15 protein-coding genes are annotated in these 17788 nt (G+C 71.3%); 11 read left to right on the forward strand and 4 right to left on the reverse strand.

Annotation, left to right across the window (positions count from 1 at the left end):
* The first annotated feature begins 247 nt into the window (after positions 1 to 247).
* Positions 248 to 1378 (forward strand): flavodoxin-dependent (E)-4-hydroxy-3-methylbut-2-enyl-diphosphate synthase, encoded by a 1131-nt coding sequence (ispG, locus tag ACXYMW_RS00945; RefSeq protein ID WP_459033404.1) that lies wholly within the window; start codon positions 248 to 250, stop codon positions 1376 to 1378.
* Between the two features lie 297 nt (positions 1379 to 1675).
* Here ispG and ACXYMW_RS00950 read toward each other — a convergent pair whose 3' ends face one another.
* The 3 genes from ACXYMW_RS00950 to ACXYMW_RS00960 form a co-directional block, all read right to left on the reverse strand.
* Positions 1676 to 2449 carry a transglutaminase-like domain-containing protein gene (locus ACXYMW_RS00950; protein WP_459033405.1) on the reverse strand — a complete coding sequence of 258 codons (774 nt, stop codon included), beginning with the start codon at positions 2447 to 2449 and terminating at the stop codon, positions 1676 to 1678.
* A 93-nt stretch (positions 2450 to 2542) separates the two neighbouring features.
* Positions 2543 to 3073 (reverse strand): glutaredoxin family protein, encoded by a 531-nt coding sequence (locus tag ACXYMW_RS00955; protein WP_459033406.1) that lies wholly within the window; start codon positions 3071 to 3073, stop codon positions 2543 to 2545.
* The gene (locus tag ACXYMW_RS00960) at positions 3070 to 3816 is read right to left on the reverse strand and encodes a DsbA family protein (RefSeq protein WP_459033407.1); all 747 of its coding nucleotides are present in this window, start codon (positions 3814 to 3816) and stop codon (positions 3070 to 3072) included. The genes ACXYMW_RS00955 and ACXYMW_RS00960 overlap by 4 nt, the downstream gene beginning before the upstream one ends.
* Positions 3817 to 3920: 104 nt before the next feature.
* Between ACXYMW_RS00960 and ACXYMW_RS00965 the strand changes: the two genes are divergently transcribed.
* The 5 genes from ACXYMW_RS00965 (at position 3921) to ACXYMW_RS00985 (ending at position 10445) form a co-directional block, all read left to right on the forward strand.
* Complete coding sequence (locus tag ACXYMW_RS00965; protein ID WP_459033408.1) at positions 3921 to 5066, forward strand: pyridoxal phosphate-dependent aminotransferase; 1146 nt, start codon at positions 3921 to 3923, stop codon at positions 5064 to 5066.
* 119 nt (positions 5067 to 5185) lie between these two features.
* Positions 5186 to 5344 (forward strand): hypothetical protein, encoded by a 159-nt coding sequence (locus tag ACXYMW_RS00970; RefSeq protein ID WP_459033409.1) that lies wholly within the window; start codon positions 5186 to 5188, stop codon positions 5342 to 5344.
* Positions 5345 to 5437: 93 nt separating this feature from the next.
* The gene (locus tag ACXYMW_RS00975; RefSeq protein ID WP_459033410.1) at positions 5438 to 6670 is read left to right on the forward strand and encodes an N-acetylmuramoyl-L-alanine amidase; all 1233 of its coding nucleotides are present in this window, start codon (positions 5438 to 5440) and stop codon (positions 6668 to 6670) included.
* 83 nt (positions 6671 to 6753) lie between these two features.
* Positions 6754 to 9318: a penicillin-binding protein 1A gene (locus tag ACXYMW_RS00980; protein WP_459033411.1), complete on the forward strand. Its 2565-nt coding sequence runs from the start codon at positions 6754 to 6756 to the stop codon at positions 9316 to 9318.
* A gap of 398 nt (positions 9319 to 9716) precedes the next feature.
* A complete protein-coding gene (locus ACXYMW_RS00985) occupies positions 9717 to 10445 on the forward strand; it encodes a ZIP family metal transporter (protein WP_459033550.1) in 729 nt (242 codons plus the stop codon).
* On the opposite strand, the gene ubiG is transcribed toward ACXYMW_RS00985, so the two are convergent.
* Positions 10442 to 11188 carry a bifunctional 2-polyprenyl-6-hydroxyphenol methylase/3-demethylubiquinol 3-O-methyltransferase UbiG gene (gene ubiG, locus ACXYMW_RS00990; protein ID WP_459033551.1) on the reverse strand — a complete coding sequence of 249 codons (747 nt, stop codon included), beginning with the start codon at positions 11186 to 11188 and terminating at the stop codon, positions 10442 to 10444. The genes ACXYMW_RS00985 and ubiG overlap by 4 nt on opposite strands.
* A gap of 52 nt (positions 11189 to 11240) precedes the next feature.
* Between ubiG and pip the strand changes: the two genes are divergently transcribed.
* From pip to ACXYMW_RS01015, 5 genes are all read left to right on the forward strand, one after another.
* Positions 11241 to 12218 (forward strand): prolyl aminopeptidase, encoded by a 978-nt coding sequence (gene pip, locus ACXYMW_RS00995; RefSeq protein ID WP_459033412.1) that lies wholly within the window; start codon positions 11241 to 11243, stop codon positions 12216 to 12218.
* 114 nt (positions 12219 to 12332) lie between these two features.
* The gene (locus tag ACXYMW_RS01000; protein WP_459033413.1) at positions 12333 to 13328 is read left to right on the forward strand and encodes an ABC transporter permease; all 996 of its coding nucleotides are present in this window, start codon (positions 12333 to 12335) and stop codon (positions 13326 to 13328) included.
* Positions 13325 to 14494: an ABC transporter permease gene (locus ACXYMW_RS01005; protein WP_459033414.1), complete on the forward strand. Its 1170-nt coding sequence runs from the start codon at positions 13325 to 13327 to the stop codon at positions 14492 to 14494. The genes ACXYMW_RS01000 and ACXYMW_RS01005 overlap by 4 nt, the downstream gene beginning before the upstream one ends.
* 2 nt (positions 14495 to 14496) lie before the next feature.
* A complete protein-coding gene (locus tag ACXYMW_RS01010) occupies positions 14497 to 16134 on the forward strand; it encodes an ABC transporter ATP-binding protein (protein WP_459033415.1) in 1638 nt (545 codons plus the stop codon).
* A 60-nt stretch (positions 16135 to 16194) separates the two neighbouring features.
* Positions 16195 to 17748 carry an ABC transporter substrate-binding protein gene (locus ACXYMW_RS01015; RefSeq protein WP_459033416.1) on the forward strand — a complete coding sequence of 518 codons (1554 nt, stop codon included), beginning with the start codon at positions 16195 to 16197 and terminating at the stop codon, positions 17746 to 17748.
* Positions 17749 to 17788 lie beyond the last annotated feature (40 nt).

Consider the following 17788-nt stretch of genomic DNA (forward strand, 5'->3'; position numbering starts at 1 on the left):
GCGGCGGCCTGCGGCCTTGATCCCGCGCCGGGGGCACCACCAGCCGTCGCAGCTTTCAGCGCAGTTGTCCGCGGCCCGGCAGGCCTGCCGTGTCGTCGCCGAGCGCAAACCCCCCGCGCCGCCCGGCGACCCTCGCAAACCGCCCCCGACCGTCCGCGCGGCTTGCAGGCGGCGCCGGTTGCACATAGCTCTGGCACCGGGATGACGCCGTCCCGCCTGCCGTCAGGACCGCAAGGAGCCCGCGATCATGAGCCTCAATTCCGTCCGCCCGTGGCGCAGCATCGCGCGCCGGAAGTCGCGGCAGATCATGGTCGGCCCGGTGCCGGTCGGGGGTGACGCGCCGATCTCGGTGCAGACCATGACCAACACCGCGACCACCGACGTCGCCGCCACCGTGGCGCAGGTGCAGGCCGCCGCAGAGGCCGGCGCCGACATCGTCCGCGTCTCGGTCCCCGACGATGCCTCGGCCCGGGCGCTGAAGGAGATCGTGCGCGAAAGCCCGGTGCCGATCGTCGCCGACATCCACTTCCATTACCGCCGCGGCATCGAGGCGGCGGAGGCCGGCGCGGCCTGCCTGCGCATCAACCCGGGCAATATCGGCAGCCCCGACCGGGTCCGCGAGGTCATCGCGGCGGCGCGCGACCACGGCTGCTCGATGCGCATCGGGGTCAATGCCGGCAGCCTCGAGCGGCACCTCCTGGAGAAGTACGGCGAGCCCTGTCCGGAGGCCATGGTCGAGAGTGGGCTCGAACATATCCGCATCCTCGAGGACAACGACTTCCACGCGTTCAAGATCAGCGTGAAGGCGTCGGACGTGTTCCTCGCCGCGGCCGCCTATCAGGGCATCGCGGACGCCACCGACGCGCCGATCCATCTCGGCATCACCGAGGCCGGCGGGCTGATGTCGGGCACGATCAAGAGCGCCATCGGCCTCGGCAACCTGTTGTGGATGGGCATCGGCGACACCATCCGCGTCTCGCTCTCGGCCGACCCGGTCGAGGAGGTGAAGGTCGGCTACGAGATCCTCAAGAGCCTCGGCCTGCGCCATCGCGGCGTCAACATCATCTCCTGCCCGTCCTGCGCCCGGCAGGGCTTCGACGTGATCAAGACGGTGGAGGTGCTGGAGCAGCGGCTCGAACACATCCGCACGCCGATGTCGCTGTCGATCATCGGCTGCGTGGTCAACGGCCCCGGCGAGGCGCTGATGACCGATGTCGGCTTCACCGGCGGCGGTGCCGGGCACGGCATGGTCTACCTGGCCGGCAAGCAGAGCCACCGCATGTCGAACGAGGCCATGGTCGACCACATCGTCGAGGAGGTCGAGAAGAAGGCCGCCGAGATCGAGGCCGCCGCCGCGGCCCAGGACGCCGCCGAGTAAGGCCCGGTCGAAGCCGTCCCCTGTCCTCGCAGCGCGGGGCCTTGCCGCCCGGTTCCGCCGCACCCGGGCCGGCAGGCCATCGCCCGCTGGGGGCCGCGGCCGCGGTTGCCGTGTCAATGACCTTCCGGCGCCGAAGCCCCGCGCCTTTCCGGCCGGTCCGGCAGGCCATCGCCCGGGTCCACGAGCGCGGCGCGCCCCGTCCGCGACCGGGCTGACCTTCCGGCGCCGCCGCCCCCGTCCCCCCAGGGGTTGCTCCGGCCGGCCTCTGCCTCAAGGCGGGCCGGGGCCGCGGCGTGCTCAGGCTGCGGTCACGCTGACCTTCTGACGCCGCAGCTCCACCGCCCCGTAGCTGGTCAGGAAGGCCACGTCGGTGGCGTCGCGGCCGACGCAGATCCGCGCCATGTCGCCGGCATGCGCCATCCCGGTGGGGTCGATGAGATGCCAGGCGCCGCCGAGCCAGACCTCGGCCACGGCGTGGAAGTCGGGCGGCGTGACCCCGGGCGCGTAGACGCTGGCAAAGCGCGCCGGAACCGTGGCCGCGCGGGCCAGGGTGATCAGCATGTGGGCGAAGTCCCGGCACACGCCCTGGCGCAGCACGAAGGTCTCGAGCGCCGAGGTCTCGGCGTTCGAGGCGCCGGGCACGTAGGCGAAATGCCGGGCCACGAAATCGCGCAGGGCGGCGATTTGCGCGCCGCCGGTCAGGCCGCCATATTCGGTGGCGACGAAGCTCAGGAACTTGTCGGACGGGCAGTAGCGCGACGGGAAGAGATACTTCACCACCTCGGGGGGCAGATCGCCGGGGGCGGCGGCGGTCAGCGCGGCGATGTCGGCGGCCTCGCGCTCCACCGCCACCTCGGCGTGGTACTGCCAGACCAGGTCGCGCTCCGCGCGCACCCAGAGCCGTTCGCCGATGCCGTCCTCGGCCGGGGTCGCGCGCGGCGCCGTGCGGCCGGTTTCCAGCGTTTCCGATAGCACGCGCTGATCCGTGAGCGCCGCCGCCTTGATCTGCACCAGGCAATCGGCGGCGGCCGGCAGGGCGTAATCGAGCGTGACGTCGATCTTCAGAAGCATCGCGGTCTCCCGGCTCCTCGTGGGGTCAATGGCAAGGGCCGCGGCTCCGGCCCCGGGGCACGGCGTCGCGGCGACACGGCCGGTCCAGGCCGGTCATTCGGTCAGGTAGCGCTCCAGCACGACCTGCGGCATGTGCCCGCGGATCATCCGGTCGGGCATGACATAGGACGGCACCATGTCGAGGGTCAGCCGCTCCATCATCGCGCGGTCGGCAGGGTCGGCGGCGACGTCGATCACCGCCGCCCGCAGGCCGAGCCGCCGGGCCAGCGCGTCCAGCTCCGCCTGCGCCGCGGCGCAATCCGGGCAGTCGGGCCCCACCAGGAGCGCGATCGCCGGCAGCGCGCCCTCGGGGCCGGGCCCGGGGCGGTCCGGGGCGAAGAGCCGCGCCGCCTCGGCCTCAATGCGGCCCAGATCGGCGGCGATCTCGTCGGCATAGAGATCCTGCGCGATCGCGGTCAGCTGCGGCGCGGTGAGCCCCAGGGCGGGGCGCACCAGCTCGGGCTCGTCGCGGAACAGCTCGCGCAGTTCCTCGCCGAGCGCGGCGCGCGCCTCAAGCGTGTCGAAGGGCCCGGCCGCGGCCGGGGTGGCGGCGACGAGCGCCGCGACGGCGAGGGCCTGCCTCATCCCCGCTCGCGCACGTCGTCGAGGATCATCTGCATGTCGTCGAGCGGCAGGTAGCCGCGCAGCATCTCGTCGCCCATGATGAAGGTCGGGGTGCCGGAAATGCCCATCTCCTGCGCCAGCGCGCGGTTGGCCTGAAGCTCCTCGGTGATGCCCTCGTCGTCCATCGCCGACAGCACCGCCTCGGCATCGAGGTCGAGCGAGTCCGCGAGGCGCCGCAGGACGGTCTCGCTGGGATCGCCGTTCATCTCCATCAGCGCGTCATGTGCGGCCTTGTAGGCCTCGTCGCCGGCCACCTCGCGCACCGCCACGGCAAAGCGCGACATCGTCACCGAGGCTTCGCCGAGGATCGGGAACTCCTTGACCACGAAGCGGATGTTGCCGTCCGAGGCCACCAGCTCCTCGACCTCGGGCTTGGCGCGCCGGCAATAGCCGCAGCGGTAATCCATGAACTCGACCAGGGTCACGTCGCCCTCGGGATTGCCGCCGACCCAGGACCGGCCGTCGGAGAACAGCGCCTCGGCGTTCTCGGCCACCATCTCCTTGTCGGCCTCGGCCTGGCTGGCCGCCTGGCGCTCTTCCAGCGCCTCCACCGCCTCGAGGATCACCTCGGGGTTCTCCATCAGGTAGTCGCGCACCTCGGCTCGGAACGCCTCGCGCTCGGCCTGCGACAGATCGGTGATCTCGAAGGCCAGGGCAGGGGCGGCGGCAAGCGCCACGGCAGCGGCGGCGAGGGCGGTCTTCATGCGGATGTCTCTCCTGTCGGGGATGGCCTGCGGGGCGGCGTGCCGGTCCGGTTGACCTTGTCCGGCCGCGCCTCCAGTTTCGCGCGGAGCATAGAGAGGGCGGCATGCAAAACTCAACCCGCGGGGACGTCGATCCCTTTATCGTGATGGACGTGATGGAGGCCGCGCGCGCCGCCGAGGAGGCCGGCCGCTCGATCATCCACATGGAGGTCGGCCAGCCCGGCACGCCGGCGCCGCAAGCCGCGCGCGACGCCCTGGCGCGGGCCATGCGGGAGGACTCGCTGGGCTACACCGTGGCGCTCGGCCTGCCGGCGCTGCGGCGGCGCATCGCGCGGCTCTACGGCGAATGGTACGGCGTCGATCTCGACCCGGCGCGGGTGGTGATCACGCCGGGCTCCTCGGGGGCCTTCATCCTCGCCTTCACGGCCCTGTTCGATGCCGGCCAGAGGGTGGCGCTGGGGCGGCCGGGCTACCCGTCCTACCGCCAGATCCTGCGCGCGCTCGACCTCGAGGCGCTGGAGATCGAGGCGGCGGAGGCCAACCGCTACCAGCTCACCCCGGCGGATCTGGAGCCGCACCGCTTCGACGGGCTGATGATGGCCTCGCCCGCCAATCCCACCGGCACGATGCTGGGCCGCGCCGAGCTGGGCGCGCTGGTCGGGCTTTGCCAGGAGCGCGGCGCGGCCTTCCTGTCGGACGAGATCTATCACGGCATCGATTACGAGGCGCGCCCGGTCACCGCGCTGGAGATCTCCGACGAGGTCTGCGTGATCAATTCCTTCTCCAAGTATTTCTCCATGACCGGCTGGCGGATCGGCTGGATGGTGGTGCCCGAGGCGCAGCTGCGCCAGGTCGAGCGGCTGGCCCAGAACCTGTTCATCTGCGCGCCGCATGCGGCCCAAGTGGCAGCGCTGGGGGCGCTCGACGCGGAGGAGGAATTGCAGGCCAACCTCGCGGTGTATGCCGAGAACCGGCGGCTGATGCTCGAAGGCCTGCCGCGGGCCGGCTTTGACCGCATCGCGCCGCCCGACGGCGCCTTCTACGTCTATGCCGACGTGTCGCACCTGACCCGGGACAGCCGGCAGCTGGCGCGCGAGATCCTCGACGAGGCGGGGGTGGCGGTGACGCCGGGGCTGGATTTCGACCCGGCCCGCGGCGCCGGCACGCTGCGCTTCTCCTATGCCCGCGCCACCGCCGACATCCGCGAGGGTCTGGCCCGGCTCGAGGCCTTCATGGCGGCGCGGGGCTGAACCGCGGAGGATGCGCGGAAGCCCGCGCATCCCCGGCGGCCCGGGCAGCCGGCCCGAGATCGGGGCGCGAGAATCGGCTAGGCTTGTCGACACAAAAACAAACGACAGGCAGAGCAGACATGAGCAGCATTCTCACCGCCGTGGCGCTGGTCGCGGCGCTCATCTTTTCGTTGAGGGCAGCGGTCCCGCCGCAGGAGGCCACCGTTCCCGCCGGCCTGCACCCGGCGGCGGCGGAGGCGCCGGCCGCGCCGCGCCGCGCGGCCGGGCTGGCGCTGTGATCTCTCGCCCCGGGCGCGGCCGGGCGCCGCTCCGGGGTGCGAATCCCGCGGCGCCGCGCTAGAAGCGCCGCGAGAGCAGGCCGGGCAGGGCGGATGACGATTCTTGGCAAGACGATGCGGGCCCTGGCGGCGGCCGCGGGCATGGTGACGGCCGGCGGCGCGGCGCTGGCCCAGGACATGGGCGGGCTGGCGCGGTTCGACGCCGCGGCGTCGCATGTGCGCGCCGCCGGGGCCGGCGTGGAGATCGTGCTGGAGCTCAGCCAGGGCGTGCCGTGGCGGGTCTTCACCCTCGACGCGCCGCCGCGGCTGGTGCTGGATTTCCGCGAGGTCGACTGGGGCGCGGCGGAGGCCGCGGCGCTGCTCGAGACCGACCGCGTGGGCGCCCTGCGCTTCGGCACCTTCCGCCCCGGCTGGTCGCGGCTGGTGGCGGAACTCGCCGGCCCGATGACGCTCGACCGGGCCGGGCTGCGCCCGGCGCCGGATGGCAGCGGCGCGACCCTCGGCGTGGTGCTCTCCCCGTCCGATCCGGAGAGCTTCGCGGCCCGCGCCGGGGCGCCGCGCGATCCGCGCTGGGACCTGCCCGAGCCGGCGGCGGTGGCGCCGGAGCGGGCGCCGCGGGGCGGCCGGCTGCGGGTGATGCTCGATCCCGGCCATGGCGGGCTCGATCCCGGGGCCGAGGTGGCGGACGGCACCGAGGCCGACCTGATGCTGACCTTCGCCCGCGAGCTCAAGGAGGTGCTGTTGCGCACCGGCGGCTTCGAGGTGGCGATGACCCGCGAGGCCGATGTCTTCGTCTCGCTCGAGGCGCGGGTGGCGGCGGCGCACGAGGCGGGCGCCGACGTCTTCGTGTCGCTGCATGCCGACGCGCTCGAGGAGGGGGTGGCGCGCGGCGCCGCGGTCTACGTGCTGGCCGAGGAGGCCTCGGACGCGGCCTCGGCGGCGCTGGCCGAGCGCCACGAGCGCGAGGACCTGCTGGCCGGGATCGACCTTTCGGATGCCGATGACGGGGTCGCCTCGGTGCTGATGGACCTCGCGCGGCTCGACAACGCGCCGCGCAGCCGGGCGCTGGCGGCGCATCTGCTCGACGGCATCCGCGGCGCCACCGCGCCGGTGCACAAGCGCCCGCTGCGGCATGCCGACTTCTCGGTGCTGAAGGCCGCCGACATCCCCTCGGTGCTGGTGGAACTGGGCTTCCTCTCCACCCAGGCCGATCTCGAAAACCTGCGCGATCCGGACTGGCGCGCCCGGATGGCGGCCGGACTGCGCGACGGGCTGCGCGCCTGGGCGGCCGAGGACGCCGCGCTCGCCGGGCTGCGCCGGCGCTAGAACGCCGTCTTGCAGAGCCGTGTTTTGACTGCGCTGCCGCTTCGCTATACTGGCGGCGGGACCACGTTTCCGGGGGACCCCCAATGTTCCGATTCATCTTCTCGTTCTTCGGCGGCATCTTCTCGCTGCTGACGCTCGGCATCGGCATGGTGGCGCTGTCGATCGGCGCGGTCTTCTGGATTTACGGCCGCGACCTGCCCAGCCACGAGAGCCTGGCGCAATACACCCCCCCGACGATCAGCAGGATCTATTCCGTCGAGGGCCGGATCATCGACGAGTTCGCCCGCGAGCGGCGGCTCTTCACCCCGGCCGCCGAGATCCCCGACCTGGTCAAGCAGGCCTTCATCTCGGCCGAGGACAAGAACTTCTACCAGCACGAGGGCTACGACCTGCGCGGCATCGCCGCCGCCGCGGTCGAGGCGGTGCGCTCGCGCGGGCAGGACATCCGTGGCGCCTCCACCATCACCCAGCAGGTGATGAAGAACTTCCTGCTCGGCGGCGACCGCCGGGTGGAGCGCAAGATCAAGGAGATCATCCTCGCCAACCGGCTGGAGCAGACGCTGTCGAAGGACAAGATCCTCGAGCTCTACCTCAACGAGATCTTCCTCGGGCAGAACTCCTACGGCGTCACCGCGGCGGCCCAGACCTACTTCAACAAGGCGCTGGTGGAGCTGTCGCCGGAAGAGGCGGCGTTCCTCGCCGCCCTGCCCAAGGCGCCCTCGGACTACCACCCGGTGCGCAACAAGGAGCGCGTGGTGGCGCGGCGCGACTTCGTGCTCGAGGAGATGTTCGAGAACGGCTACCTCGACGAGGCGACGATGGCGCGCGCCATCGCGGCGCCGCTCAGCACCGTGCAGTCGGGCGACATCGAGCCCTGGAACCGCGGCCTGCCGCCGCGCGACTACTTTACCGACGAGATCCGGCGCCAGCTGACCGACGATTTCGGCGAGGAGGAGTTCTTCTCCGGCGGTCTCAGCGTGCGCGCCACGCTCGACCCGGAGATGCAGGATGTCGGCGCCGAGGCGCTGCGCCGCGCGCTCGAGGATTACGACCGCTCGCGCGGGGTCTGGCGCGGCACCCGGCAGAGCATCCCCGAGGACCGGCTGGGCTCGGAGGCCGAATGGCGCGCCGCGCTGGCCGACATGGACGTGCCGCGCGACATCTTCCTCGAAAGCGAATGGCACCCGGCGGTGGTGCTCGAGGTCGGCGCCAGCGACGCCCGCATCGGCATCGAGGGCGTCGAGGAGGACGAGGACGGCCACTGGATCCCCGCCGCCGACGTGCAATGGGCGCGCAAGTGGAACTTCGAGACCGACAAGCTCGAGGGCAAGGCCGAGACCGCCGGCGACCTCGTCGCGGTGGGCGACGTGGTTATGGTGCGCAAGATGACCTCGGACGAGGATGGCAGCTTCATCCGCTGGACGCTGCGCCAGGTGCCGGTGGTCGAGGGCGCCTTCATGGCGATGGACGTCAATACCGGCCGCGTGCTGGCCATGCAGGGCGGCTTCTCCTACCAGCATTCGGTGTTCAACCGCGCCACCCAGGCCAAGCGTCAGCCGGGCTCGTCCTTCAAGCCCTTCGTCTATGCCGCGGCGCTCGACAGCGGCTATTCGCCGGCCACCATCGTGGTCGACGCGCCGATCGAGATCGACACGCCGCAGGGCGTCTGGCGGCCGAAGAACGCCTCGAACACCTATTACGGCCCGACGCCGCTGCGCACCGGCATCGAGAAATCGCGCAACCTGATGACCATCCGCCTGGCCCAGGAGATCGGCATGGACACCGTGGCGCGCTATGCCGAGCGCTTCGGCGTCTACGACAATATGGGCCGGGTGCTGGCCAATTCGCTGGGCGCCGACGAGACCACGCTGTTCAAGATGGTGGCGGCCTACGCGATGTTCGCCAATGGCGGCGAGCGCGTCGAGCCGACCCTGGTCGACCGCATCCAGGACCGCTACGGCAACACCGTCTACCGCCACGACAAGCGCGACTGCGTCGATTGCGACGATCCCGACGTGGCGCCCGGCTACGGGCCGCGCATCGTGTCGAACCGCGACCGCATCATGGACCCGGTCACCGCCTTTCAGCTGACCTCGATGATGCAGGGCGTGGTCGAGCGCGGCACCGCCGCCGGCATCGTCAACCTGCCGGTGCCGACCGCCGGCAAGACCGGCACCACCAACGACGCCAAGGACGTGTGGTTCATCGGCTTCACCTCGAACATCGTCGCCGGCTGCTATATCGGCTACGACCAGCCGCGCACGCTGGGCTCCTCGGCCTATGGCGGCACCATGTGCGGCCCGGTCTTCCAGGCCTTCATGGAGCGCGCCACGGAGAAATACGGCGGCGGCAAGTTCAAGGTCCCCGAGGCCTGCACCTTCATCAACATCGACCGCTTCTCGGGCTCGCGGCTGGGCGACGGCGCGGCCGGCGAGAACGTCGTGTCGGAATGCTTCCGCGCCGGCGAGGAGCCGATCTTCGGCATCCAGATGGATGGCGGCTGGGCCATGGGCTCGGGCTTCGACGTGATCCAGCCCGACGGACGCTCGACCCGGCCGGCCAAGCAGGTCACCACCTCCACCGGCAAGAAGGCGGTGGTGGGGCCCAAGGCGACCTTCGGCACCATGTCCTCGGGCGGGCTCTACTAGGGCGGCGGTCCGGGCGGGGCGCCGGGCGGCGGGCGCGGACCGGGGGCGCTGCCCCCGGACCCCCGGGATATTTCGGCTCAGAAGAAGCGGGCAGCGCGCGCGGCGGTGCGGGCCGCGGCGGCGCGGCGGGGTGCTGCCGGCCTGGCGGCCTGGCGCGGGGTGCGGGCAGGTCGGCACCGCGCTGCTGCGGCCGGCGCGCGGGGGACCGGGATCGGCATCTCCGGCCGGGCCTGCGGCGGGGGCGGAACGGCGGGGCGGCGGAGCCTCCGGCCGGGCCGCGGCGCTCGCCTCCGGGCGGGGACGGTCTAGGTCCTGCGCGACACGCGGCGCGGGAGACTGGCTTGGACAACCTCGATTCGATCGTTCTGGGCACGCTGGCGGCGCTCGCCGCCGGGCTGATGACCGGCGTGGGCGCGGTTCCGGTGCTGCTGGGCCGGCGCCCCGGGCGGGCCTTCCGCGACATGTCGCTGGGCTTTGCCGCGGGGGTCATGCTGGCGGCGTCGTTCTTCTCGCTGATCATCCCGGCGCTCGACGCCGCAGAGCCCCGCTTCGAGGCCGGGGCCGCGCCGGCGGCCATCGTCAGCGCGGCGATCCTGCTCGGCATGGCGGCGGTGGCGCTGCTCAACGAGCGCCTGCCGCACGAGCATTTCAAGACCGGGCGCGAGGGTCCGGACGCGGTGGCGCTGCGCCGGGTCTGGCTCTTCGTCTTCGCGATCACCATCCACAACTTCCCCGAGGGGCTGGCGGTGGGGGTGGGCTTCGGCGGCGGCGGCGCCGCCGACGGCATGCCGCTGGCCATCGGCATCGGCCTGCAGAACGCCCCCGAGGGGCTCGCCGTGGCGGTGTCGCTCCTGGGCGAGGGCTACACCCGGCTGCGCGCCTGGGCGGTGGCGCTGGCCACCGGGCTGGTCGAGCCGCTGGGCGGGCTGGTCGGCGCCGGCGTGATCACCGTGGCCGAGCCACTGCTGCCCTGGGGCCTGGCCTTCGCCGCCGGCGCCATGCTCTATGTCATCAGCCACGAGATCATCCCCGAGACGCACCGCGCCGGGCATCAGAAGAAGGCCACGCTGGGGCTGTCCCTGGGGCTCGTGGCGATGCTGTTCCTCGACGTCTGGCTGGGCGGCTAGGCGGCGTCGGGCGCCAGCGCCGCGACCACGTAATTGACCGACAGATCGCGGTCGGAGACCGACCAGCGCCCCGAGAACGGGTCGTAGACGAAGCCCTTGCGGTCGACCGGGTCGAGCCCCGCCGCCTGCAGCGCGGACCAGGTCTCCTCCGGGGTCAGGAAGCGGCGCCAGTCATGCGTGCCGCGCGGCAGCCAGCGCAGCAGCCATTCGGCGCCGACGATGGCGGCGGCGAAGCTCCTGGGTGTCCGGTTCAGGGTCGAGACCAGGAGCAGCCCGCCGGGCTTCAGCAGCGCCCGGCAGGTCGCCAGCAGGGCCCGCGGGTCGGCCACGTGCTCGATCACCTCCATCGCCAGCACCACGTCGAAGCGGCGCGCCTCGTCCGCGAGGCTCTCGGCGGTGGCGGTGCGGTACTCGATCTCGAGCCCGGATTGCGCGGCATGCGCGGCCGCCACCTCGGCGCTGCCGGGCGAGGCGTCGATGCCGGTGACCGCGGCGCCGAGCCGCGCCATGGGCTCCGACAGCAGGCCGCCGCCGCAGCCGACATCGAGCATCGCGAGACCGTCGAAGGGCCGCGCCGCGGAAGTGTCGCGCCCGAACTCCGCGGCGATCTGGGCCACCACGTAGTCGAGCCGGCAGGGGTTCATCTGGTGCAGCGGCCGGAACTTGCCTGCGGGGTCCCACCAATCGGCGGCCATGGCCTCGAACTTGGCGACTTCGGCGGCATCGACGTTGGCGTTCGGCATCGCGGTGAAATTCCCATGGTCATTCGGTGTCGAGGTCTCATATAGCTTGGGCATGGACAAGGACCTGGGCCAAAAACGCGCGGTGCAATACCTCTATCCTCCCCTCGATCCCTTCGACTCGCGGATGCTCGATGTGGGGGACGGACACACCGTCTATGTCGAGCAATGCGGCAACCCCGAGGGGCATCCCGTCATCGTGCTGCATGGCGGCCCGGGCGGCGGCTGCTCGCCGGCGATGCGGCGCTATTTCGACCCGCGGGTCTACCGCGTCGTGCTGTTCGACCAGCGCGGCTGCGGCCGTTCGCGGCCGCATGCCAGCGTCACCGACAACACCACCTGGCACCTGGTGGAGGATATCGAGCGCATCCGCGCCGCGCTCGAGCTCGGCCCCGGAACGGTGTTCGGCGGCTCCTGGGGCGCCACCCTGGCGCTGGTCTACGCGCTGAGCCACCCGCAGGCGGTGCGCCACCTGGTGCTGCGCGGCGTGTTCCTGATGACCCGGGCCGAGCTTGACTGGTTCTACGGCGGCGGCGCCGGGCAGTTCTGGCCCGAGACCTGGGCGCGCTTTGCCGAGCTCGTGCCTCAGGAGGAGCGCGGCGACCTGATCGCGGCCTATCACCGGCGCCTGTTCTCGGGCGACCTGCGCGAGGAGACGCGCTTTGCCCGCGCCTGGTCGTCCTGGGAGAACGCGCTCGCCTCGGTCTATTCCTCGGGGCAGGGCGGCGAGGCGCCGGGCGATTACGCCCGCGCCTTCGCCCGGCTCGAGAACCACTACTTCTCCAACCGCGGCTTCCTCGACGAGGACAACTGGATCCTCAAGAACATCGACCGCATCCAGCACATCCCCGGAATCATCGTGCAGGGCCGCTACGACATGATCTGCCCGCCGCGCCGCGCCTGGGAGTTGTCGCGCGCCTGGCCGGCCTCGGACCTGCGGATGATCCGCAATGCCGGCCATGCCCTGTCGGAGCCGGGGATCAGCGCCGAGCTGGTGCGGGTGATGGACGAGATCGCACAGAACCTGGCCTGACCGGGGCCGCGCCGCCCGTGCCGCGGCGCACCACCGTTATTCGCCATACCGGGTTTACATACCTGCGCCAGCGGTTAGGCTAGCCCACCCCGCCAACGGCAACGGTTTCTCTGTGTGTCCAGTGTATTGACCATCGTACTGCAACGTCTGCTGCTCGGGCTTCTCACGCTTTTCATCGTCTCGATCGTGATCTTCGGCGCCGTGAACATGCTGCCCGGCGACTTCGCCGAGGTGATCCTCGGGCAGGGCGCCACGCCCGAGGCGGTGGCGGCGATCCGCCGCGATCTGGGCCTGGGCGAGCCGCTGCTCACGCGCTACCTGAGCTGGCTCGGCGGGGTCCTGACCGGCGATCTCGGCACCTCCTTCGCACAGGCCAACTTCGCCAGTTTCGTGGGCGCCAGCGACGCCCAGGCGGTCACCGTGCTGGACCAGATCGCGCCGCGCTTCGCCAACACGATGTTCCTCGCCGGGGTGACCGCGGCGATCGCCGTGCCCTTCGCGGTGGGGCTGGGTCTGCTCGCCGCGCTCTTTCGCAACTCGGCCTTCGACAAGGGCGCCAACATCTTCGCGCTGACCTCGATCTCGTCGCCGGAATTCTTCCTCGCCTACGTGCTGATCCTGTTTCTCGCGGTGCTCAACCCGGTGCTGCCGTCGCTGTCGAACATCTATGCCGGGATGGGCCTGGGCGAGCGGCTGGAGCGCACGCTGCTGCCGGCCCTGACCCTGACCCTGGTGGTCACCGCGCACATGATGCGGATGACGCGGGCGGCGATCATCAACCTGCTGGCCAGCCCCTATATCGAGATGGCCCGGCTCAAGGGCCTGTCGCCGATGCGGGTGATCCTGCGCCACGCCCTGCCCAACGCGCTGGCGCCGATCATCAACGTCATCGCGCTCAACCTCGCCTACCTGATCACCGGCGTCGTGGTGGTCGAGGTGGTCTTCGTCTATCCGGGCATCGGCCAGCTCTTCGTCGACAGCGTGAAGATCCGCGACATCCCGGTGGTGCAGGCCTGCTGCCTGATCTTCGCCGCCGCCTACATCCTGCTCAACCTCGCCGCCGACATCCTGTCGATCCTGTCCAATCCCCGGCTGAGGCATCCGCGATGATCCTGGCCTGGACCCTGGCCGCGCTGGCCGGCCTCCTGGCCGCCGCCTGGGCGCTGCGCGCGGCGGGCCGCGCCGCCACCGGCGGGGCGCCCGCGTTCCGCGACATGAGCTTCGCCGCCGCCCTGGGCTACGCGGTGGCCGCGGCGGGGCTTCTCGGCGCGGTCTGGCTGTGGCTCCAGCCGGGCGCGGTGTTCTTCCGCTGGGCGGTGCAGTTCTTCGCCGCGGCGCTGCTCGCCGCGCTGCTCTTCCGGACCGCCGGGCGCCGGATCGGCCCCGGCGCCACCCGGCGGGCCTTCCGGCGCATGCCGCTCACCGCGGCCTTCGGGCTCCTGACCATCGCGCTCTACGCCGTCCTGGCGATCTTCGCGCCGCTGATCGCGCCCTACGGGCAGTCCGAGGTCTTCGCCGCGGTCAACGTGCTGCCCGGCGGCGACCCGGCCGCCGGCGGCGATCCGGCGCATCCGCTGGGCACCGACCAGATCGGCCGCGACCTCCTGTCCCGGCTGATCTACGGCGCCCAGAACACCGTCGGCATCGCCTTCGTGACCACCTGCCTGGCCTTCCTGCTGGGCGGCAGCCTGGGCTTTCTCGCCGCGGTGATCGGCGGCTGGTTCGACAACGCCCTGGCCCGCCTGATGGACGTGCTGATGGCGATCCCGTCGCTGATCTTCGCGCTCCTGCTGATGACCATCGCCAGCGCCTGGGCGGGGTCCCAACAATGGCAGCTGACGCTCTACATGGTGCTGATCATCGCGGTGATCGATTCCACCCGGGTGTTCCGGCTGGCCCGCGCGGTGGGCCAGAACATCGTCGTGATGGACTACATCGAGGCCGCCAAGCTGCGCGGCGAGGGCATGGGCTACCTGATCTTCCGCGAGGTGCTGCCGAACGCCACGGCGCCGCTCCTGGCCGAGTTCGGGCTGCGCTTCTGCTTCGTCTTCCTGACCATCGCGGCGCTGTCCTTCCTCGGCGTGGGCATCCAGCCGCCGCTGGCGGACTGGGGCACCATGGTGCGCGACCTCGCGCAGTTCATCAACTTCGCCGCCTTCTCGCCGCTGGCCGCGGCGCTGCCGCTGATGGCGGCGGGGGCCATCGCGCTTTTGACCGTGGCGGTGAACTTCGTCGTCGACTGGATGCTGCACCGCTCCTCGGGGCTGAAGGACTGAGCATGGGCAACCTGCTGACCATCCGCGATCTGCGCATCGAGGGCCGGGCCGACGAGGCCTGGCACCCGATCGTCAACGGCGTCGATCTCGACCTCGACCGCGGCGAGGTGCTGGGCCTGATCGGCGAGAGTGGCGCCGGCAAGTCGACGCTCGGCCTCGCCGCGATGGGCTTCACCCGCGACGGCGTGCGCATCGCCGGCGGCCGGGTGGAGTTCGACGGCACTGATCTCGTCACCGCGCCGCTGGCAGAGCGCCGGCGCCTGCTCGGACGGCGCATCGCCTACGTGGCGCAATCCGCGGCGGCGAGCTTCAACCCGGCGCACCGGCTGATCGATCAGCATGTCGAGGCGCCGGTGGCGCATGGCGTGATGCCGCGGGGCGAGAGCGCGGCCGATGCCGAGCGGCTCTACGGCGCGCTGCGCCTGCCCGATCCCGACCGCATCGGCCTGCGCTACCCGCACCAGGTCTCGGGCGGCCAGCTGCAGCGCGCGATGACGGCCATGGCGATGTCCTGCCGGCCCGACCTGATCATCTTCGACGAGCCGACCACGGCGCTCGACGTCACCACCCAGATCGAGGTGATGGCGGCGATCCGCGACATCGTCGAGCAGTTCGGCACCGCGGCGATCTACATCACCCACGACCTCGCGGTGGTGGCGCAGATGGCCGACCGCATCAAGGTGCTGCTGCGCGGCGACGAGGTCGAGGAGGCGCCGACCCGCGACATGCTGGCGGCGCCGCAGCAGGACTATACCCGCTCGCTCTGGGCGGTGCGCAGCTTCCAGCGGCCCGAGAAGCCCGCGCCGGCGCTCGATGCCCGCCCGGTCCTGTCGTTGCAGGAGATCGACGCGGCCTATGGCCGGGTGCCGGTGCTGCACGAGGTCAGCTTCGACATCCACGAGGGCCGCACCGTCGCCGTGGTGGGCGAGAGCGGGTCGGGCAAGTCGACCGCGGCGCGCTGCATCACCGGGCTGCTGCCGCCGGGCGCGGGCCGCATCGAGCTCGACGGCGAGGAGCTGCCCGCCGATTACCGCCGCCGCAGCAAGGACCAGCTGCGGCAGGTGCAGATGATCTACCAGATGGCCGACACCGCGCTGAACCCGAAGCAGACGATCGGCCAGATCCTCGGCCGGCCGGTGGAGTTCTATCTCGGCCTGACCGGCCGCGCCAAGCGCGCGCGGGTCGCCGAACTGCTCGACGAGATCGAGCTGCCGGCGGCGCAGTTCCTCGACCGGCTGCCCTCGGAGCTGTCGGGCGGGCAGAAGCAGCGGTTGGGCATCGCCCGGGCGCTCGCCGCCGAGCCGCGCGTCGTGATCTGCGACGAGGTGACCTCGGCGCTCGATCAACTTGTCGCGGAGGGCATCCTGAAATTGCTGGCGCGGCTTCAGGACGAGCGTAAGCTGTCCTACATGTTCATCACCCACGATCTGGCGACCGTGCGCGCCATCGCCGACGAGGTGGTGGTGATGAAGGGCGGACGGGTGGTCGAACGCGGCCCCAAGCGCGACATGTTCCGCCCGCCGCACCACCCCTATACCGACCTGCTGCTGAGCTCGGTGCCGGAGATGGACCCGGACTGGCTCAGCCGTCTGCTCGAGGCGCGCGGGCGCGACAATGTCGGCGAGGCGGCGCCGCGATGACACGATGACGAGACCCGCCGCGGTGCAACGCGGCGGAGCAAGCCACCAAGGGAGAAGACGATGACACGGATTTCCAGACGCGGATTGCTTCGCACCGGCGCGGCGGCCGGGGTGCTCGCCGCCACCGGCCTGCCGCTGCGGGCCCAGGAGGCCAAGCGCGGCGGCCGCCTGGTGGCCGGCATGTCGGGCGCCAATACCTCGGACAGCTGGGACGGCCGGACGCATTCCGATCTCTACATGATCGCCTGTGCCCAGGGCGCGGTCTTCGACAGCCTCACCGAGGTCGCCGCCGATGGCAGCCTGGTGGGCGAGCTCGCCACCGACTGGGAAGCCTCGGCCGATGCCAAGACCTGGACCTTCAACCTGCGCCAGGGCGTGACCTTCCACAACGGCAAGGCCTTCGGCGCCGACGACGTCATCGAATCGCTGCAGCTGCACGTCGCCGAGGGCGCCAAGTCCGGCGCCCGGCCGCTGGTCGAGCCGATCGAGGAGATGAAGAAGACCGGCGATCACCAGGTGCAGTTCGTGCTGAAGGCCGGCAATGCCGACTTCCCCTACCTGATGTCGGACTACCACCTGCTGATCTATCCCGCGGGCCAGATCGAGGAGGCCATCGCCAAGGGCATCGGCACCGGCCTCTACCGCGTCGAGAGCTTCGATCCCGGCGTGCGCTTCGTCGGCAAGCGCGTCGACAGCCACTACAAGGACGGCGAGGCGGGCTGGTTCGACGAGCTGGAATTCATCGCCATCAACGACAACACGGCGCGCATGAACGCGCTGCTCACCGGCCAGGTCGACGCCATCAACCGCATCGACTTCAAGACCGAGCAGCTGCTGAAGGCGAACCCGTCCACGGTGATCCAGGAGGTGACGGGCAACCAGCACTACACCTTCCCGATGCTCACCAACATCGCGCCCTTCGACGACGTCAACGTCCGCAAGGCGCTGAAATACGGCATCAACCGGCAGGAGATGCTGGACAAGATCCTGTTCGGCCATGGCCGTGTCGCCGCCGACAGCCCGATCGGCCCCGCCAACCAGTACATGGCCGAGCTCGAGCCCATCCCCTACGACCCCGACAAGGCGGCCTGGCACCTGAAAGAGGCCGGGATGACGAGCCTCGACATCGACCTCTCGGCCTCCTCGGCGGCCTTCGAGGGCGCGGTCGACGCGGCGCAGCTCTACCAGGCCTCGGCCAAGCCCGGCGGCGTCAACATCAACGTCGTGCAGGAGCCGGCGGACGGCTACTGGTCCAATGTCTGGATCAAGAAGCCGTGGTGCGCCTGCTACTGGTCCGGCCGGGCCACCGAGGACTGGATGTTCTCCTCAGCCTACGAGGAGGGCGTGCCGTGGAACGACAGCCAGTGGGATTCGGAGGACAGCGCGCGGTTCCAAAGCCTGCTCGTCGAGGCCCGGGCGGAGCTCGATTCCGCCAGACGCCGGGACATGTACGGCGAGATGCAGCGCATCCTGCGCGACGAGGGCGGCGTGGTGATCCCGATGTTCGCCAACTGGGTGCAGGCGGTCTCCACCAAGATCGGCACGCCCGAGACCGTCGGCAATCTCTGGCAGATGGACAATTCGCGGCTCGGCGAGCGCTGGTGGATGGCCTGAGCTTGCGCTGAGACGGGGAGTGCGGCGCGCGCCGGGGCGC

The sequence above is a fragment of the Roseivivax sp. CAU 1761 genome, from assembly GCF_054482755.1.